Origin of the sequence: Synechococcus sp. H55.7 (assembly GCF_047462395.1) — a bacterium.
GTDB lineage: Bacteria > Cyanobacteriota > Cyanobacteriia > Thermostichales > Thermostichaceae > Thermostichus.
In genome coordinates this window covers 1-17,593 of record NZ_JANSJD010000012.1, presented here as the reverse complement: position 1 = coordinate 17,593, position 17,593 = coordinate 1, and the positions used below count along the sequence as shown (strand labels likewise).

Annotated in this window: 17 protein-coding genes and 1 pseudogene; 12 read left to right on the top strand and 6 right to left on the bottom strand. The window is 60.6% G+C overall.

The window, feature by feature from the left end:
- Positions 1 to 118: 118 nt before the first annotated feature.
- From NW851_RS07500 to ribB, 5 genes and pseudogenes are all read left to right on the top strand, one after another.
- Positions 119 to 400: a DUF6464 family protein gene (locus NW851_RS07500; RefSeq protein ID WP_414334045.1), complete on the top strand. Its 282-nt coding sequence runs from the start codon at positions 119 to 121 to the stop codon at positions 398 to 400.
- Between the two features lie 149 nt (positions 401 to 549).
- Positions 550 to 1,038, top strand: coding sequence for a M67 family metallopeptidase (locus tag NW851_RS07495; protein ID WP_414334043.1), 489 nt, complete (start codon positions 550 to 552; stop codon positions 1,036 to 1,038).
- Between the two features lie 223 nt (positions 1,039 to 1,261).
- Positions 1,262 to 1,543 (top strand): MoaD/ThiS family protein, encoded by a 282-nt coding sequence (locus NW851_RS07490; protein ID WP_414334041.1) that lies wholly within the window; start codon positions 1,262 to 1,264, stop codon positions 1,541 to 1,543.
- A gap of 2 nt (positions 1,544 to 1,545) precedes the next feature.
- Entirely contained in the window at positions 1,546 to 2,703 is a 1,158-nt protein-coding gene (moeB, locus tag NW851_RS07485) for a molybdopterin-synthase adenylyltransferase MoeB (protein ID WP_414337521.1), read from the top strand.
- Between the two features lie 123 nt (positions 2,704 to 2,826).
- Positions 2,827 to 3,975: pseudogene (ribB, locus tag NW851_RS07480) on the top strand (3,4-dihydroxy-2-butanone-4-phosphate synthase); the annotation flags it as partial.
- A 42-nt stretch (positions 3,976 to 4,017) separates the two neighbouring features.
- Here ribB and NW851_RS07475 read toward each other — a convergent pair.
- Positions 4,018 to 4,452 carry a hypothetical protein gene (locus NW851_RS07475; RefSeq protein ID WP_414334038.1) on the bottom strand — a complete coding sequence of 145 codons (435 nt, stop codon included), beginning with the start codon at positions 4,450 to 4,452 and terminating at the stop codon, positions 4,018 to 4,020.
- Positions 4,453 to 4,592: 140 nt separating this feature from the next.
- A complete protein-coding gene (locus tag NW851_RS07470) occupies positions 4,593 to 5,582 on the bottom strand; it encodes a GntR family transcriptional regulator (protein ID WP_414334036.1) in 990 nt (329 codons plus the stop codon).
- Positions 5,583 to 5,864: 282 nt separating this feature from the next.
- Between NW851_RS07470 and NW851_RS07465 the strand changes: the two genes are divergently transcribed.
- The gene (locus NW851_RS07465; RefSeq protein ID WP_414334035.1) at positions 5,865 to 6,443 is read left to right on the top strand and encodes a DoxX family protein; all 579 of its coding nucleotides are present in this window, start codon (positions 5,865 to 5,867) and stop codon (positions 6,441 to 6,443) included.
- Positions 6,444 to 6,468: 25 nt separating this feature from the next.
- Here the strand turns inward: NW851_RS07465 and NW851_RS07460 are convergent, their stop codons facing one another.
- Genes NW851_RS07460 through NW851_RS07450 form a run of 3 tightly spaced genes read right to left on the bottom strand, consistent with a single transcriptional unit; the run spans position 6,469 to position 10,634 of the window.
- Positions 6,469 to 8,643 (bottom strand): RNA degradosome polyphosphate kinase, encoded by a 2,175-nt coding sequence (locus NW851_RS07460; RefSeq protein ID WP_414337516.1) that lies wholly within the window; start codon positions 8,641 to 8,643, stop codon positions 6,469 to 6,471.
- Between the two features lie 57 nt (positions 8,644 to 8,700).
- A complete protein-coding gene (locus NW851_RS07455; protein WP_414337514.1) occupies positions 8,701 to 9,660 on the bottom strand; it encodes a branched-chain amino acid ABC transporter permease in 960 nt (319 codons plus the stop codon).
- On the bottom strand, positions 9,660 to 10,634 hold the full coding sequence (locus tag NW851_RS07450; protein WP_414337511.1) for a branched-chain amino acid ABC transporter permease: 975 nt from the start codon (positions 10,632 to 10,634) through the stop codon (positions 9,660 to 9,662). Before NW851_RS07450 ends, NW851_RS07455 begins: the two co-directional genes overlap by 1 nt.
- Here NW851_RS07450 and lptC point away from each other — a divergent pair.
- Both lptC and NW851_RS07440 read left to right on the top strand, forming a co-directional pair.
- Positions 10,633 to 11,634, top strand: a complete 1,002-nt coding sequence (gene lptC / locus NW851_RS07445; protein WP_414337508.1) for an LPS export ABC transporter periplasmic protein LptC — start codon at positions 10,633 to 10,635, stop codon at positions 11,632 to 11,634. The genes NW851_RS07450 and lptC overlap by 2 nt on opposite strands.
- 82 nt (positions 11,635 to 11,716) lie before the next feature.
- Positions 11,717 to 13,381 (top strand): sulfatase, encoded by a 1,665-nt coding sequence (locus NW851_RS07440; protein ID WP_414337505.1) that lies wholly within the window; start codon positions 11,717 to 11,719, stop codon positions 13,379 to 13,381.
- A gap of 3 nt (positions 13,382 to 13,384) precedes the next feature.
- On the opposite strand, the gene NW851_RS07435 is transcribed toward NW851_RS07440, so the two are convergent.
- Positions 13,385 to 13,870: a DUF3531 family protein gene (locus NW851_RS07435; protein WP_414334024.1), complete on the bottom strand. Its 486-nt coding sequence runs from the start codon at positions 13,868 to 13,870 to the stop codon at positions 13,385 to 13,387.
- Between the two features lie 204 nt (positions 13,871 to 14,074).
- Between NW851_RS07435 and NW851_RS07430 the strand changes: the two genes are divergently transcribed.
- The 4 genes from NW851_RS07430 to NW851_RS07415 all read left to right on the top strand — a co-directional run bounded on the left by NW851_RS07430 (position 14,075) and on the right by NW851_RS07415 (position 16,671).
- Complete coding sequence (locus NW851_RS07430) at positions 14,075 to 14,275, top strand: helix-turn-helix domain-containing protein (RefSeq protein ID WP_414334022.1); 201 nt, start codon at positions 14,075 to 14,077, stop codon at positions 14,273 to 14,275.
- The gene (gene pyrR / locus NW851_RS07425) at positions 14,253 to 14,801 is read left to right on the top strand and encodes a bifunctional pyr operon transcriptional regulator/uracil phosphoribosyltransferase PyrR (RefSeq protein WP_414337502.1); all 549 of its coding nucleotides are present in this window, start codon (positions 14,253 to 14,255) and stop codon (positions 14,799 to 14,801) included. The genes NW851_RS07430 and pyrR overlap by 23 nt, the downstream gene beginning before the upstream one ends.
- A gap of 47 nt (positions 14,802 to 14,848) precedes the next feature.
- Positions 14,849 to 15,820 carry a putative 2-dehydropantoate 2-reductase gene (locus NW851_RS07420; RefSeq protein WP_414334019.1) on the top strand — a complete coding sequence of 324 codons (972 nt, stop codon included), beginning with the start codon at positions 14,849 to 14,851 and terminating at the stop codon, positions 15,818 to 15,820.
- A gap of 305 nt (positions 15,821 to 16,125) precedes the next feature.
- The gene (locus tag NW851_RS07415; RefSeq protein WP_414336194.1) at positions 16,126 to 16,671 is read left to right on the top strand and encodes a metal-binding protein; all 546 of its coding nucleotides are present in this window, start codon (positions 16,126 to 16,128) and stop codon (positions 16,669 to 16,671) included.
- The last annotated feature ends 922 nt before the right edge of the window (positions 16,672 to 17,593 follow it).

Below are 17,593 nucleotides of genomic sequence, written 5' to 3'. Positions count from 1 at the left end.
TATCTCAACGAGAATTGGCAATGTTTGGGTTTTCCTCGCCAGGGTGTGCCATCCTGAGGTTCTGAGCCGCTCCAACACAATTCCCAGCTTGTTGGCCTCTGCTCTGGGTGACCGTTTCATGTTGGATAACCTCACCGCCCATATCCTCGAAAATGCGGCCAAGCGTCGCTGGCGAGAACGCGCCTACAGCCGATTTTTGCAGGACTGGCGACGACAAGTGGTGCTGCTGCGCCGTCAACGAGCTGGGGAGTTGGGCCCCCCTCTGGGGGATCCCACCTGTGTTTTCAGCGCCCACTCGGCTTGGTTGCGCTGCGCCGTCAATCCACGGGGGCCGTGCCAGGGCTGCCCCCACTATGCCGCGGCTCCAAAACCCGCTCCAACTCTAGAGTCGCTCCATTAGAGGGATCCGACCGCTGGCGTCGGCACCATCGGGCCGCGCTCCCCCAAGCTGCGTCGAGTCGAGGACCCCGCTGTAGCCAAGTTGAGGGATCCCCGGCCAATTTGTGCCACAATAAAAGAACGGTAACTCCATCGACAAAAGCGAGATTCATGGCCCTTCACCTCTCGGCAGAGCACCTTCGCGCCATCCGCCAGCAGGGCGAGCAGGCCTTTCCCTACGAGGGCTGCGGCATTTTAATTGGCGAGCTCAAAGGATCGGATAAGATCGTCCACGAGCTGTGGCCGGCGGCCAACACCTGGGATCAAGCTGAAAACCCCTTAGCAGACGGAGAATCCAGCCGCCGCCGCTTCTTGATCGAGCCGGCAGTTTTCAAGCGGGCCAACGACCATGCTGTGCGCAGAGGGTTGGGGATCCTGGGCACCTATCACTCTCACCCCAACCATGCGGCTATTCCCTCGGAGTTCGATCGGCAGCACGCCTTTCCTTGGGGCTTTTCCTGTGTGATCGTCAGTGTGCGCGAGGGCAAAGCAGAAGAGGTGGTCAGTTGGGTTTTGGATGAGCAGGAGCAACCCCAGCGGGAGCCGATGCAAATTTTGGAAGATGCGGCCCTTGCCGCGCTGCCAGTTTTGGCCGGCTAGGGCCGGGCGTCGGTGGCCCTGATCTTCTAGCTTGAGGTGAGATCTGGGGCTGAGTTCCGTTGCGATCCCGGTTGGACAAGCCGGTGTGGAGAGAGTGAGTGGTGCCGGAAAAGCGGTAGTCTGAACTGGAGAGGTGACATAACTGCAAGCAGGTAGGTCCGCCAGATCGGCTCGGAACCTCAAAAATGAACCAGAGATCGCTAGAATCCTTCCCTGAACTCCCATGGCAACCAAAATCTTAATCCCCGCCCCCCTGCGCCCCTACACCGACAACCTGGAAGCTGTTGAGATCGAGGGCAGCAACGTCGGCGAAGTGATGCGCAACCTCATCGCCCGCTACGGCGAACTGAAGCGCCACCTCTACACCGAGGACGGCAAGCTGCGCAATTTCGTCAACGTTTACCTCAATGACGAGGACGTGCGCACTTTGACCCAAGGCGACAACACCCCCGTGGGAGAACAAGCCGTCATCAGCATTGTTCCTGCTATTGCCGGAGGGCTTTGACTATGCTGAACCTGGACACCAGCCAAGTCAGCCTCTCCCGCGAGGAGATGGAGCGGTTTTCTCGCCATTTGATCCTGCCGGAGGTGGGCCTGGAAGGACAAAAGCGGCTGAAAGCGGGCAAGGTGCTCTGCATCGGCACAGGCGGCCTCGGCTCACCCCTGTTGCTGTACTTGGCGGCAGCCGGCGTGGGGCGGATCGGCATCGTCGATTTCGATGTGGTGGACGTGTCGAACCTGCAGCGGCAGGTGATCCACGGCACTTCCTGGGTGGGCAAGCCCAAGGTGGAATCGGCCAAAAATCGCATCCTGGAGATCAACCCCTATTGCCAGGTGGACATTTACAACACCGCTCTGAAGGCCCACAACGCCCTGGAGCTGTTTGCCAACTACGACGTGATCGTGGACGGTACCGATAATTTCCCCACCCGCTACCTGGTCAACGATGCCTGTGTGCTGACGGGCAAGCCCAATGTCTACGGCTCGATCTTCCGCTTTGAAGGGCAGGCGACGGTCTTCAACTACGAGGATGGGCCCAACTACCGCGATCTCTACCCCGAGCCACCCCCGCCAGGATTGGTGCCTTCCTGTGCCGAGGGGGGAGTGCTGGGGATCCTGCCCGGCATCATCGGCCTCATTCAAGCTACGGAGACTGTGAAGATCCTGTTGGGCATCGGCACGACCCTGAGCGGGCGGCTGCTGCTCTACGATGCTCTAAAAATGAGCTTCCGCGAGCTAAAGCTGCGCAAAAACCCCGCCACCCCGCCCATCACTCAACTTATCGACTACGAGCAGTTCTGCGGAATCCCGCAAGCGCAAGCCAGCCAAGCGGAGATCCCGGAGATCAGTGTGGCCGAGCTGAAGGCGCGGATGGATGCCGGCAAAGATTTTGTGTTGATCGACGTGCGCAACCCCAACGAGTGGGAGATCGGTCGGATCCCTGGCGCCCACCTGATCCCGTTGCCGCAAATCGAAAATGGCGATGGGGTGGAGCAGGTGCGCAAGCTGCTCAATGGCTCGGAGCTGATCGTCCACTGCAAGAGTGGAGTGCGCTCGGCTAAGGCCTTGAAGATCCTACAAACTGCTGGGATCGCGGGGAAAAATCTACGCGGTGGCATCCTCGCCTGGGCTGAGGCTTACGATCCCTCGATTCCCAAGTACTGAGACAACTTCCGGATCCCTGGTCCAGGATATGATGGCTCCGCTGCCCAGAGCCGGCTGTGCCCAATATCTCCCTTTTGCGTCCCTTTTTCCATGAGTGCCACTTTGCCGGCAGAGACAGAAACCATCTTTCACTCCATCCCCGAAGCCCTGGAAGACCTCAAGTGTGGCCGCATGGTCATCGTGGTCGATGACGAAAATCGGGAAAACGAAGGGGATCTGATCTGTGCTGCCCAGTTTGCCACGCCAGAGGTGATCAACTTCATGGCCACCCACGGGCGCGGCCTCATTTGTCTAGCCATGCAGGGATCCCGTCTGGACGAGCTGAAGATCCCGCTGATGGTGGGGCAAAACACCGACAGCAACCAGACTGCCTTTACCGTCAGCATCGACGCCGGGCCAGAGTTAGGGGTTTCGACGGGCATTTCCGCCGCCGATCGCTCCCGCACCATCCAGGCGGCCATCCACCCCCATACGCGGCCGGAAGATCTGCGTCGCCCTGGGCATGTCTTTCCGCTGCGGGCGCGGGAAGGCGGGGTGCTCAAACGGGCCGGCCACACAGAAGCGGCGGTGGATCTGGCGCTGCTGGCCGGGCTGTACCCGGCAGGGGTGATCTGCGAGATCCAAAACCCGGATGGCTCGATGGCCCGCCTGCCCCAGTTGGTCGAGTTCGCCCACCAGCATAATTTGAAGATCATCACCATCGCCCATCTGATCGAGTACCGCTTGCGCACCGAACGGCTGGTGCATCGGGGGGCTACTGCCACCTTGCCGACGGAGTTTGGCCGGTTTCAGGTCTACGGCTACCGCGACAGCCTCAACCAGGTGGAGCACCTGGCGCTGGTGAAGGGGGATCCGACCCAATTTGCCGCCGAGCCCGTCCTGGTGCGCGTGCATGTGGAATGCCCCCTGGGGGATGCGCTGGGATCCCTGCGCTGCGACTGCCGCCGCCAATTGACCGCCGCCCTGAAGATGATCGACCACCAGGGCAAGGGGGTGCTGGTGTACCTGCGCCGGCAAGAGCAGGAGCTTAGCCTCATCCAGCAAATTCAGTCCTATGCCCTGCAGGATCTGGGGCTAGCTGAAACCGCGCCGCCGGCAGCGATGGATCTGCGGGATTACGGCATTGGCGCCCAGATCCTACGCGATGTGGGGGTGCGCCAAATGCGCTTGATCAGCAACACCTCTCGCCACATCAGCGGCTTGAAAGGATTTGGCCTGGAAGTGGCCGAGCGGGTGCCCTTGCTGGTGGAAGAGCCGGATCTCAATTTGCACGTGCAGCCATCCTGTTCTCTAGAAAACGCGACCCATTCCGGCTTAAGCCTGTAGAGCGTTGTAGGGCCGGGCGGTGTGGTGGAACAGGGGCCGCGGTGCAGCCGGTTCGTCCTCGACCCCATAAGCCTTGCATCCCCAAGGCCAGAACGACCAGGAAGGACGTTTGGGCAAAGATGGAGCCAGGCGCGCTGGCAAGACAGAGTCCCTGGCCGTGGGGCTCAAGAGGGGCTTTGGCAAGACGGGAATGTCGGATCCCACCTGCGACCACACCTCGTAGCTCTGGGATCGCACCACCACAATGCTGATCAGGGAGCCGCGATCCATGTCGTAGCGGCAACTGTCGATGGCGTCCTGCAGCCGAGAAAAGCTGCGGTTAAAGACGTAAAAATGGCCCTGAAAGCGGATGGCTTCCCAGAAACCTTCCCGTGTCACCGCCACATGGTCGCGATCGGCGGCGGCGTAGTCGAGGATCACCATACGTGTAAAGACTGATTAGCGATGGATCAGATTAGGGTGGCTTTTACCGTATTTCCACTTAAGCACACCATTGCACAGCCCGTCATCCGCGAAATGGCCTGCCTGCAACAAGACTTAAGGAGTTTTCTCGCCCTTGCTCCTCACGGGATCTGGCCCAATTCCCGTCGCAGCTCGGCCATGGCTGCTTCTCCGATGTGGGGGGCGGCGCAGACCAGGTGGGGCGTGCGGATCAGGTCGGGTCGGGCTTGGCGCACTAGGGCGCGCAGGGTGGGGTAGCTGGCCTCGTCGCAGATGAGGGTGTGGGCGCGGCGGATCAGGGATCCCACCCGCTCGGCATCGGAAATCACCGCCGTCAGCACCAGCAGGTCTCCCCGCAGGCTGTGGACAATCACCTCGGCAACTTCCAGGAGGGCGGTGCTGATGCTCACCAGCCCTAGACAGGCGTGGGGAGGCAATTGGCGAATCAGGGCAATTTCGCGGGCGTAGTCAGATACCTCCACCGGGAGAACACGGGCCCCCCGCGGCTGGGCAATGGCCTCGACGGCGCTGAGAAAATAGTGGAGCGTCACCACAGTGCCGGAATGGATTTGATCCAGCACGGCGGCCAGATCCTCTAGGGGCACCAACTGCACCCGGATGCCCAAAGTCTGTTGGATTTGTTGGGCCATCAGTTGTCCTGTGCCCAGATCCCGATTGGGCACGCACACCAGCACTTGGGCACTGCAGCGCAACCGCCAGTCGATCTCCGCCAGCAGCAGATCCCGCACCTGCTCCAGAGAAAAGCCCTGTTGCTGAAGCTGATCGATACCCTGGCGCACCTGCTGCAGGGCTTGTTGGGATCGATCCAGGTTTTCGCCCAGACTACAAGAGCGGTTAACCGCCTGGCGGGCGGAGCCGCTGACGTAAATGCCAGATCCAGCGCGCGTTTCCACCAGACCCATGGCCTCCAGTTGGTGGTAGACCTTGTGGATGGTGTTGCGGTGCAGGCCCGTCTGCATGGCCAACTGACGGGTGCTGGGCAGGCGATAGCCGGGAGGAAATTGCCCGCAGGCAATGCCAAAACAGAGTAAGTTGAAGAGCTGGACAGAGCCAGGGATCCCGCTCTCCGGCTGAATAGAAATGCGCATCATGGCCCGCCTGAAGAAACGAACCTAGTTGTTAGAGAGACCCAAAGACACGGGACTTTTGCCAAAAGAATTGCACCAACACCCCTAAGGATAGGCACTCGAGAACTGCTCTGGCGAGCTTTGTCCAGACGGGCACAGGGATCCCCTCTGTTGCCGCGCCCCCCCCAACCCGATGGCCGAGGATCCGGCCTCTGCATTCCAAGGCGGGGGATCCCGCCCTGGCCTTGTTACAGAAATTTAGAATCGTTACAATAGTTAGCATCTTTGCATTGCAGGTTTCATCTTATGGCACTCACTCAGCGCTTTCCCGTGCTGTTCGTCTCAGTTTTGCGTCACGACAGCGTAGCCCCGCGCTGGTCTCAAGTGGCGTGGACCGTCTTGCGGGTGGTGGCAGGGCTATTCATGATTCACAACGGCCTCGACAAACTGGCTGATATCGAGGGGTTTGCAACGGCTTATGTAGAAGTGATCGGGTTGCCTTTCCCGATCTTTTTTGCTTATGTAGCTGCCTATACTGAACTGATCGCAGCTCCGCTGGTGGCAGTGGGTTTGTTGACCCGCGCGGCGGCGTTGGGTTTGTTCGCCACGATGGCGGTGGCCATGTTCCACCACATCAAGGTGGCCGGCTTCAGCGTTCCTTATCTGGAGCTATCGGCTATCTACGCGGCCATCTTCTTGGCCTTTGCGGTGAATGGCGGCGGCTGGTTCTCTTTGGATCAGCTCTTGGCGAACGGTATTGAGGCGGGGCTGAACCGCTCCAGCCGACAAAAGTTGGAGAGCCTGGAGTCTTCGTTGCAGGCCACTGAGAAGGTAATTGCGCTGGGGGATCAAGAGGCTGAAGCCGCCGAAACCCCTCGCTCCTGAGCCAACTCAGGGACGGGGGTGAGGGCTAAAGGCGGCTGGCGGCTCGCTCCATCAGGCGTTGGTGGGTGGAGCGCACCGGCTCTCCCGGCCTAGGCTGCCGCTGCACATAGGTGCCATCGGGGCGCAGCTCCCAGGCCTGCCGGTTATCCGTCAGACAAATCTCCAAGATCGCCTTCAGCTCTTGCTGCAACAGAGGATCCTCTACAGGGGTCACCACCTCGACGCGGCGATCCAGGTTGCGGGTCATGTAGTCGGCGCTGCCGATGAAGTACTCTTCCTGGCCGTCGTTGTAGAAGTAGAAGATGCGGGAGTGCTCCAAAAAGCGCCCGATGATGCTGATAACGCGGATGCGCTCGCTCAGGCCCGGGATCCCTGGTTTTAGGCAGCACATGCCGCGCACAATGAGATCAATCTCCACCCCTGCCTGGCTAGCCTCGTAGAGCACTTGGATCATGCGTGGGTCGGTGAGGGAGTTGACCTTGACGATGATGCGCCCTTGGCGTCCTGCCTGGGCATGGCGCATCTCTCGCCGGATCAAGGCTTCCATGCCCTGGCGCAAGGTACGGGGGGCCACCAGCAGCTTGCGGAAGTGCCGCTGCCGCGAGTAGCCGGTTAGCAGGTTAAACAACTCGGTTACATCGTTGCAGAGGGTCTCGTTGCAGGTGAACAGGCCCAGATCGGTGTAGATACGGGCGGTCTTGGGGTTGTAGTTGCCGGTGCCGATGTGGACATAGCGCCGCAGGGATCCCCCCTCTTCCCGCACCACCAGGGCCAACTTGCAGTGGATCTTCAGCCCTGGCAGGCCATAGGCCACGTGCACCCCGGCTTTTTCCAGCTTCTTGGCCCAGAGGATGTTGTTTTCTTCGTCGAAACGGGCCTTCAGCTCCACCAGAGCGGCCACCTGCTTGCCGTTTTCGGCAGCCTGGATGAGGGATCCCACCACCGACGAATCGCCAGAGGTGCGGTAGAGGGTTTGCTTAATGGTGAGCACCTGCGGATCGTTGGCCGCCTCCTCCAGAAACCGTTCCACACTGGCAGCAAAAGAATCGTAGGGGTGATGCACCAGCAGATCCCCTTCCCGGATGACGGAGAAGATATCCACCGGCTCGTCGCTGACCGAGGCAGTACGCAAGCGGGGAGGGGTGACGGGCCCCCAAGGGGGATCCTTTAAATCGGGTCGATCCAGGCCGAGAAAAGCCATCACCCCCCCCATGCTCAAAAGGCCATCCACCTCGTACACGGAGTCGCTGTCGAGGCGCAGCTCTTCGCAGAGCCGCTGTCGAATGGCAGACGGCATGGACTTGGCAATCTCCATGCGCACCACCGAGCCGAAGCGGCGCTTGCGCAGCTCTTCTTGAATGGCCGCGAGCAGATCGTCGGCTTCGTCCTCTTGGATTTCCAGATCGGCACCGCGGGTGATGCGGAAGGGGTAGTACTCCAGCACTTCCATGCCCACGAACAGCGCCTCCAGGTGGTGGGCAATCACCTGCTCCAGCGGCACAAAGCTTACCCCGTCCCGCAGCGGCACAAAGCGAGGCAGGGTGCTGGGCACCTTGATGCGGGCAAAGTGTTCCCTGCCGGTTTCCGGATCCCGCACCACCACCGCCAAGCTGAGGCTGAGGTTGGAGATGTAGGGGAAAGGATGGCCCGGATCCACCGCCAAGGGAGTGAGCACGGGAAACAACCGTTGGTCGAAATACTCCCGCAGCTCCTGCCGCTCCGGCTCGGCCAGCTCAGAAAAATCGCGGATGTGAATGCCTTGTTCCGCAAGCTTAGGCACCAATTCCTGCCGAAAACACTCGTGTACCTTTTGAATCAGGGGGCGCAGGTGCTGGGAAATCTGCCGCAGCTGCTGCTGCGGCGTGAGGCCATCGGGGGTCGGCAGCAGCACGCCTGTTTCCAACTGACGGCGAATCACCGCCACCCGCACCATAAAGAACTCGTCCAGGTTGCTTTCGAAAATAGCGAGGAACTTCAGCCGCTCCAAGAGGGGGGTGCGCTCGTCCAGGGCCTCGTGCAAAACCCGGGCGTTGAACTCAATCCAGCTCAGCTCCCGGTTGAAGTAGTGCTCCGGCAAGGCATAGCCCTCCTGGATGGGCGCAGTCGGGATCCCTGGCTGGCCAGCATTGGGGGGGCAACCTGTCGCATCGGGGTTGCGGGGCGACAAGGAGGAGTCCGTTTCCTTGGAGCGCGGAGTCATGGTGGCCGAGATCTGGGTTGTCTCAAAGCGTCAACAACGGCTGGAGCCGACCCAATCCTATCCTGCTGGGTTCTGCTTGGAGGAGGCGGAAGTGTCCAAAACAGGCTTGGGCGGGCGTTCTGGCAACAGCCCTTGGGAGCGGGTAAGCAGAATTACCTGCAGCAGGATCCCGATCAACAAAATGCGCAAGGGACCGGCCCGGGTGGCCCACTGGGGCGGCAGACGGTTGGTCAACCACTCGCTGCCCGACCACACCCCCCAAATGGCCAGCACCCCCAGCAGGGCGCCGCGATTGTTGCCGCTGCCCCCCGCGATCAACATCACCCAGACGATAAAGGTGGCAAACTCCGGCTGGAAGGCTTCCGGGCTGATGAAATTGACAAAGTGGGCATAGAGCGCCCCCGCCAGCCCCATCAGCATGGATCCCAGCACAAACGCCTGCAGTCGAAACTGGAGGACATCTTTGCCGGCGGCCAGGGTTGCCGGCTCATCCTCGCGGATGGCCCGCAGCACCCGTCCCCAGGGGGAGCGATAGGCCCGCTCACTCAGCCAGTAAACCACCGCCAAGACCAGCAGCACCAAGCCCAAGTAGAGCAGCGTATCCTGCCCTGGGATCCAGCCGCGAAAGGGCCGCGGAATGCGGGTGATGCCGCGCACCCCGTTGGTCAGCCAGCCCTCGTTCCTCAGGATTTGGCTGATGATCTCGGCAATGCCGATGGTGGCAATAGCCAAATAGTCGGAGCGCAGCTTCAGGGTGATCAAGCCAATCAAGAAGGCGATCGCACCGGCGGCGGCTACTGCTATGGCAAAGCCCACCCAGAACGGCAGATTGAACCCACCCAGATGTTCAGGGGTGGGCGGCGCCGTGGCTATGGCGCTGGCGTAGGCCCCCACAGCAAAAAAGGCCCCCACGCCGATGTTGAACATGCCGGCATAGCCCCACTGGATATTGAGGCCCAGCACCAGCACGCCGTAGATCCCCACCAAAACCAAAAAGAAGATGGCGTAGCTCAACATCAGGCCCGCCCCCCCAATAGCCCTGTGGGCCGGAAGATCAGCATCAGCACCAAAATGGCGAAGGCTACCCCTGTTTTGTAGGCCGGATTGATCGCTAAAGTCGAGAACTCCTCCGCCAGGCCAATTACCAGCCCCCCAGCAATGGCTCCATAGGGACGGCCAATGCCGCCGAGAATGGCTGCCGCAAAAACGGGCAACAACAGCCGCCAGCCCATGGTGGGGTGCAGCCGCGTATCCAGGCCCAGGAAGATGCCCGCCACACAGGCCAAGGCAGCGCCGATGGCCCAAGTCCAGAGGATGATCCGCTCCGTCTCAATGCCGGTCACCTTGGCCAAGTCAAAATTGTCGGCCATGGCCCGCATCGCTTTGCCTACCCGCGTGCGCTGCAAAAACAGGTGCAGAGCCACCACCAGCAAGGCCGTTCCCACCAGAATCACCACCCAATCCGGCTTGATGCGCAGCCCCCCCAACTGCCAGGGCAACTGGATGCCGCTGCGGTACACCTGGTTGTTGGGCCCCCAAACGATCTGCACCAAGCTGCGCAAGATCAGGGCCGTGCCAAAAGAAGAAATGAGCAAAATCACCGGTGCTTCCCGGCGCAGGCGGCGATAGATCAGTTGGTCGATCCCCACCGCGCAAAGTGCCGTCGCCAAGGCCGCCGGGATCCAGCTCACCCCAATCGGCCAACCCAACCCGACAAACGTCAGAGCAAAATAGGCCCCCAAGGTCATCAGATCCCCGTGGGCAAAGTTGGCAAAACGCAAAATGCCGAACGTCAGCGACACCCCGATCGCCCCTAGGGCGTAGATGCTGCCCAGGACGAGGCCATAGATAAAAAGCTGCAACAGTTGGGCCACCCTTGCCCCCGCAATACTCTGCCCTGATGATGCCACGGGTTTGCCGAGAGCGGGATCCCATCCGGCCCAGCGGCAGGGTAGAGCTAGGGTAGGAGAAAGCGCGCAAGAGAGATCCATGCAGCCCAACTCTTCCCGGATCCCAGGTTGGCTAGTGGTTTTGGCCCTGCTGAGCGCTGCCTGTGGTGGGCCGGAGCCACCTCCAAGCAGGGATCCAGGTGTCCCGCGCGAGCCTATCTCCACCCCCCAGTTAATCTACGAAAACATCACTCTCACCCAGGCCAAACCTGACGGTGGCCTGCTCTGGCGCTTGCGGGCGCGCCTGGCCGAATACGAGTCCCCCCCAGAAAACGGCTCCACTCCCGTACAGTTGGGATCCGCCCATTTGCAGTCTATCGAGGGAGAGTTTTTCGACGCAGACAACCGCGCCATCCGCACCCGTGCCGAGCGAGGATCTGTGTACCCAGACGAGCGGCGGCTGGAATTGACGGGCCAAGTGGCGGTGGAATCGGAGCGGGATAACCTGCACCTGCAGGCAGAGCGGCTGCAGTGGCTGCCGGAACAGCGCCTCCTCGAAGCCGAGGGCCAGGTACAGGTGGAGCTGTTGGACGGCCAGGGATCCCTGTGGGGGGATCGTTTGCGCATCGACTTTGGCCAGGCCCAGATGCAACTGGAGAATTGGGATCCAAGCCAACCGGTGCGGGCCAAGTATCGCGATCCGGAGCTGGAGCTGACCGCCAGCCGCTTGCTCTGGAACTTTGGTGCCGGCGAGGTGCAGGCGTTGGGAGCAGTCGAGGTGGATGCCCCCCAGCAAACGGTGCGCCTCAGCGGCGAGCAATTGCGGGCCCCGCTGCCCCTGACCGAGCTGCGCCTGCTGGGCAACGTGAAAGCCAAAGCCGTTCCCGTTGGCGGAACGGGATCCCTGCAGACCGGCCAAGAGCTGGAAGCCCAAGAGATCCGCTGGCGCATCGGCTCCACCCAACTGCAAGCCCTGGGCAATGTGCGCTACCGCCAACCTGGACAAGCCCTGACTGTGAGCGGTGACCAAGGGATCCTGGATTGGCAGGCCAACACCGCCCGGATCCAAGGCAACAGCCAAACCCGGCTCACTTTGCCCTAGGAGCCGGCGACAAAGGGCCAACAAGAGCATGTCAAGATAGTTTAAGAACCGTGCTGGGTGGGTTGTGGTGAGGAGTTCAGCAATGGCAGAGGCCGCCTGGGGGGAACGCCCCAACATTCTGTTGATCGTGCTGGATACCCAGCGGGCGGATCGCCTTTCCTGCTACTGGTCAGAGGAAGAGCGGGCCCGCCAGGTGCCCACCAGCCCCAACCTGGATCGGCTGGCCGCTGAGTCCACCCTCTTCGAGCGGGCCATCGCCCCCGCCCAGTGGACGATCCCCTCCCACGCCTCCCTGTTTACGGGGGAATACCCCAGCACCCACCAAACCGTTCAGGCAGACCTGGAGCTGAGCCCTGCTCTACCCACCCTGGCGGAGCTGTTGAAGCTGGGCGGCTACACCACCGTGGGCTTTTGCAACAACCCCCTGATCGGGATCCTGAAAAACGGCCTGCGGCGCGGCTTCGACACCTTCTACAACTACGGCGGGGCCCTACCCACCCGCCCTCCCGAAGGCAACCCTCTGCCGGCTCCCCTCAACCGCTGGCTGGCCGCCTACACCCAGTTTTGGCGCCGTCTCTCCTACCCGGTGCAAAATGCCTTTGCCCGCTCCGACACCCTTTTTCAGTTGGCGCTGCACCCCTGGTTTGCCTCCCTCTGGACCCGCCTGATGAACTTTAAGGGCAACACGGCTGCCTCCATCGCCGACCTGAACCGCTACCTGCAGCAGATAGCCCGCTGCCCTGCCGGAGCACCGCCTTTCTTTTGCTTCGTCAACCTGATGGAGCCCCACCTGCCCTACTGGCCGCCGGAGCCCTTTGTGCAGAAATACGCCCCCTACTTCAAGACCAACCGCGAGGCGCGCGACTTTTTGCGCCAGTACAACGCCCAGCCCTACCGCTGGATGGCGCCCCTGCCGCAGCCGCTTTCTCCCCTGCAAGCGCAGGTGCTCAGGGACATCTACGATGCCGAGGTGGCCTACCAGGATCACCTGCTGGGATCCGTCTTCGCCACCCTGCGCCACACCGGCCTGGAGCAGAACACTCTGGTGGCTATCGTCGCGGATCACGGCGAAGGCTTGGGGGAGCACGACTTCGTCGGCCATGCTTTTGTGGTTTACGAAGAGCTAATCCGCGTCCCCCTGATCCTGCATTACCCCGGCTATTTTCCGGCAGGAAAGCGCGTGACCACCCCCGTTTCCACCCGCCGCCTCTTTCATACTCTCTTGGAAGCTGCCGGCTTCCGCCCCAGCCTTTCTCTAGCCAACGGCGCCCCCCGTATCAGCCTCAAGCTTCGCCGCGAGATCGCCCGCCTCAGCCTGACCCGCACCCTGGCCGGTGAGGATCCGGAGCAGGGGGTGGTGCTCAGCGAGGCCTTCCCGCCCCACCTTCTCCTGCGGGCCATGGAAAACCGCAACGACAGCCTGCTGCAGGCGCGCGCCTGTTACGACACCCGCCGAGCCCTCTACGAAGGGGTGACCAAGCTGATCCAAACCGGAGATCGCCCCAGCCTCTACAACCTGGAGCAGGATCCGGCGGAACTGCGGGATCTGCTCTTGGCCGGGATCCCTTCTGAGCCTGGTAGCCCTTCCCTTTCCCCCCAAACTTGGCTGACCCGCCTGCGGCAAGCCTTGAGGCAGTGGCTGGACTGGGCAGAGTCGCGCCGGCCCAGCACGGCTCCTCGCAAGGTAAATGTGGAAAGCGATGCAGACTTGGTACGGCAGATGCAAGAGCTGGGCTACCTGGAGTAGAGGCTATTCCAGCTCTCCTGCTTCCCCCACATGATCCCGCACATAGCCGTTTAAATCGTAGTCATCCGCCTCCTCGGGATCCGCTGTCGGCCAGTCCTCGTTTTGCCCGCCGATAATGACGCGGCTGAGGTGGATGTACTCGAGGCTAAGGGTGCGCAAGGCGTTGATCAACACGTCCAGCGCCAAGGCATCGGCAGTGCCCAGATCAAACCAGCAGCGGGCCCAGTTGTCCTTTTCCTCTAGGGATCCCATGTTGTGCATTAGAGAGGGCAGAGGATCCGAGTCGCTGGGGTACTCCAAATAGCTCAGATCCACCTCCGCCTCTTGGGCCACCAGGCGCTCGGCGTTGAATCCTCCCAACTTGCCCAGCACATACCACGATTCCAGCACCTCGTTGAGGTACTCCAGCTCAGCTTCGACCGGCGGCTCGGCAAACTCAAACCAGATCCAGAGATTTCCCGGATCGCACTCGCGAAACTCCACTTGCATGGACAGCTCCTCTGCTGCGGCCTAGCCCTTGATCTTAACTGCCAAGAGCGCGAGAACATAAGTCCCGCGCTGTATGCGTAGCAACCCTGCGGGAAGCAAACTACAGCGCCGGGATACATGGAGTCTCGCTGCTTGCTTTCAATGCCCCCGAAGCAAGCATTTACCACCCCACTCCGGTTGTGGTAAAACGACCCCATATTGACCATGCACTACACCTACCGAATCTGCCCAGATGCCACACAGCAAGCCCAACTGCTGGAGTGGCTTGCAACATGCAGAGGCGGGTATCACTACGCTTTGCGCGAACTCAAAGACTGGGTTGCTTCGCGTCAGAGCCTTCTACAGACCAGATCTGCGATCGGTGAGGGAGCGACCGGGATCCATGTCTACGATCGAAGTCTTTGATGCGCAGCAGGTGGCCAGGCTGATCGAGAGCCTGGCAGCAGCGATCGCCAGGGATCACCCCCACCCCCAGAAGCTCACTCTGATCGGCATTCGCACTCGCGGAGTCCCCTTGGCCTACCGCCTGCGGGATCGGATTGCCGCTCGACTGGGGATCCCGCCCCAGGTCGGGGAGCTGGACATTACCTTTTTCCGAGACGACCTGGGCGCCGGCGGGCTGCGCACCCCCGATCGCAGCGAGATGCCCCGGGATCTGACTGGCCAGGAGGTGGTGCTGGTGGACGATGTTATCTTTCGGGGTCGCACCGTCCGCGCGGCTCTGGAAGCCCTGCATCACTTTGGGCGACCGGAACGGGTGCGCTTGGCCGTGCTGATCGACCGTGGTCACCGCCAGTTCCCCATCCAACCGGATTACTGCGGTTACCAGCTTCCCACGGAACCTGAGCAAAGGGTGAGGGTTCATCTGCGGGAAACCGATGCAGAAGAGCGGGTGTTGTTGATAGACCAAACAGCAAAGAGCGATCCCTAAGCTGGTGCTTGGGGTATTTTGGGGATGATCTGCCGCAACTCACCGCTATGTCTTGGTTGCCGGAGACCCGCCGTTACGCTGTTTTGGGCACGGGCGCCCTGGGGGGATTTTATGGGGCGAAATTGCAACAGGCAGGCTTTGCGGTGCATTTTCTGCTGCACAGCGACTATGACTATGTTCGCCAAAACGGCTTGTGGGTGCAGTCCTGCTGGGGGGATTTTCATTTGCCGCAGGTGAATGCCTACGCAGCAGTAGAGGACATGCCCCCTTGCGAAGGGGTGATCGTGGCTTTGAAAGCCACCCAAAATCACCTGCTGCCGCAGTTGCTCCCGCCCGTGTTGGCCGAGAATGGCGTGGTGATCGTGCTGCAAAATGGGCTGGGGGCGGAGCCGGAGGTTGCCGAGTGCGTCGGCCCTGAACGGGTCATGGGGGGCCTGTGTTTCATCAGCTCCAACAAGGTTGGCCCCGGCCACATTCATCATCTGGACTATGGGTCGGTGCTGCTGGCAGAATACGGCCCTAACTATGCCCCCCAAGGGATCACGCCCCGTCTTCAACAAGTTCAAGCCGATTTTCAACGGGCAGGGATCCCCACCACACTCTCTCCGGATCTGATGTTGGCCCGCTGGCAAAAGTTGGTCTGGAACATTCCCTTCAACGGCCTCTCGGTGGTGTTCAACGCCGACACGCAGCAGATGATCCGCGACCCTGAGGCTCGTGCTTTGGCGGAAACGCTGATGCAGGAGGTGATCCAGGGAGCGGCGGCCTGTGATCGCCTGCTTCCCGATTCCCTGATCCCAGAAATGCTCACCAACACCGAGAAGATGGCTCCCTACCGCACCAGCATGAAGATCGACTACGAGCGCAAACGTCCTCTGGAACTGCAGGCAATCTTTGGCAACCCACTGCGCTATGCCCGACAAGCCGGGATCCACTTGCCGCGGGTGGAAATGCTCCACCGGCAGTTGCAGGTGTTGGATCGCCTGAATCGAGGGATCCCTGTCGCTCAGCAGGCTTGAGTTTTTCAAGATCAGCGGCGCCTGTAAACTACCCGACTCCGACCGCTCAGCGGTACGGACTGGGCTTAAGCGCTCCGCAAAGCCGACAAGGTTGCCTCTAGCTTCACGGCTTGCGAAGCAGACACCTTGAGCTTGCAGGAGAAAGTCAGGACTTGGGTCATGTTGCAATCATACGTCGTCCGCATTCCTCCCGACCCTGACCCTACAGGGCGGGCCTCCTGCGGTTTCTAGCTGAAGCTAGGTCAGGCTTTTTCCTCCGCTGGCGGGTAGACTGAGCGCCAGTCGGGTACCGTTGCTCTGGCCTTATGCCGCTGGGATCCACCCACGATCGCATCACCCTCTGGACGGCCCCCGGCATCACCTTGGCCGCCGGTTTGTTGGGGAATAGCACCACCGTTGCTCTGGCTGTGGGATCCGCCTATCTGTTCAGTGGCCTGATGTTTTCTGGAGATCTGGACACCTGTTCTCGACAGTACCAACGCTGGCTGTTCTTGCGCTGGATTTGGCTGCCCTACCGCAAGTGGATGCGGCATCGCTCCTTCTGGTCGCATGGGCCCATCGTGGGCACCGCCCTGCGGGTGCTGTACTTGAGCCTATGGGCCGGCGGAGTTGGCCTGCCGGTGGCTTGGCTGGGATCCCGGTTGGGCTGGTGGATGTGGCAGCCTTGGGTGTGGCGCAGCGATCTCTGGCAATGGCTGCAAGTTCACGCCGAGATCCTGTTTTGGATTGGGATGGGGTTGGAGCTGGGATCGGCCAACCACAGCCTCAGCGATTGGATGGTCTCCAACTGGAAACGCTGGCGCAAAAAACGCCGTCAGGTTCGCTCCAGGCCACTCGGCTATCGTCGCTAGATCCCCGTTGGACCAAGAGTAAACTACCCCACACTTGAACCTGTTGCTGTCCTGTGCCTGCAAGCCCGCCCTCCTGAGAAGACTTAACGGCCAATCTTTGTCAATTGCCCCCGCCCCCTCTGTCCGACTCCCGTGGCTTGATGCAAATTATTCCTATTTTGTCGGCTATGTATTGCAATTTAGTCTCAATAGAGTTATGCTGTTACTCAGTCGAGTGGTGGAGTTCTATCCATCAGTCTTCCTCTCTTGTCTTGGACGTGACAGGGATCCCGCGCCGGTGGAACTGGCCATCCTGCCTTTGGCAGGGATCCCTTTCTCTCTTCTTCGGCTTTAGCCGAGCTTCTGGGTTAATGAGAGTCAGTCCTAGTTAATGAGGGGATAGTTTCTGCTGGAGTGGGTCGAGCTGCGGAGGTGGCGGTGTGCGGCAATAACAGCGGCTGAGGGCCGGAAGACAAGACCTAATACATACAAAAGTCGCTGCGCCAGTTGTCTTTGTAAACCCGTTGCAAGCTAAGGGGAAGGGCTAACTTTTTGGGGCAAACTGTCTGTCCTAAACCTTGTGTTGCTGTTTAAAAAAATGTGTTGAGTCAAAGAGAAATTCGAGAAAAAATCGAGAAAAAAGTTGAATCGTGCGGGAAGAATCGGTTAAAATCTAGCTGGCGTTAACGCTAACCGCGACGAAGAGATCGGAGGGAGGAAAACCTAACAGCCTCTCTCCTTTTTTCTGTAGAAATTACTCTCACTTTCAACCTCTATAGTCACTTCAAGTAGCAACACAACGTTTCTCTACATCGCTATTGCTAGGCAACGCTGTCGCGAACGCGCCGCTCTAACTCCCCTCTCCTTCAGGGAGAGGGGCTGGGGGTGAGGGATGTCCCTCAGGGAGAGGGGCTGGGGGTGAGGGATGTCCCTCAGGGAGAGG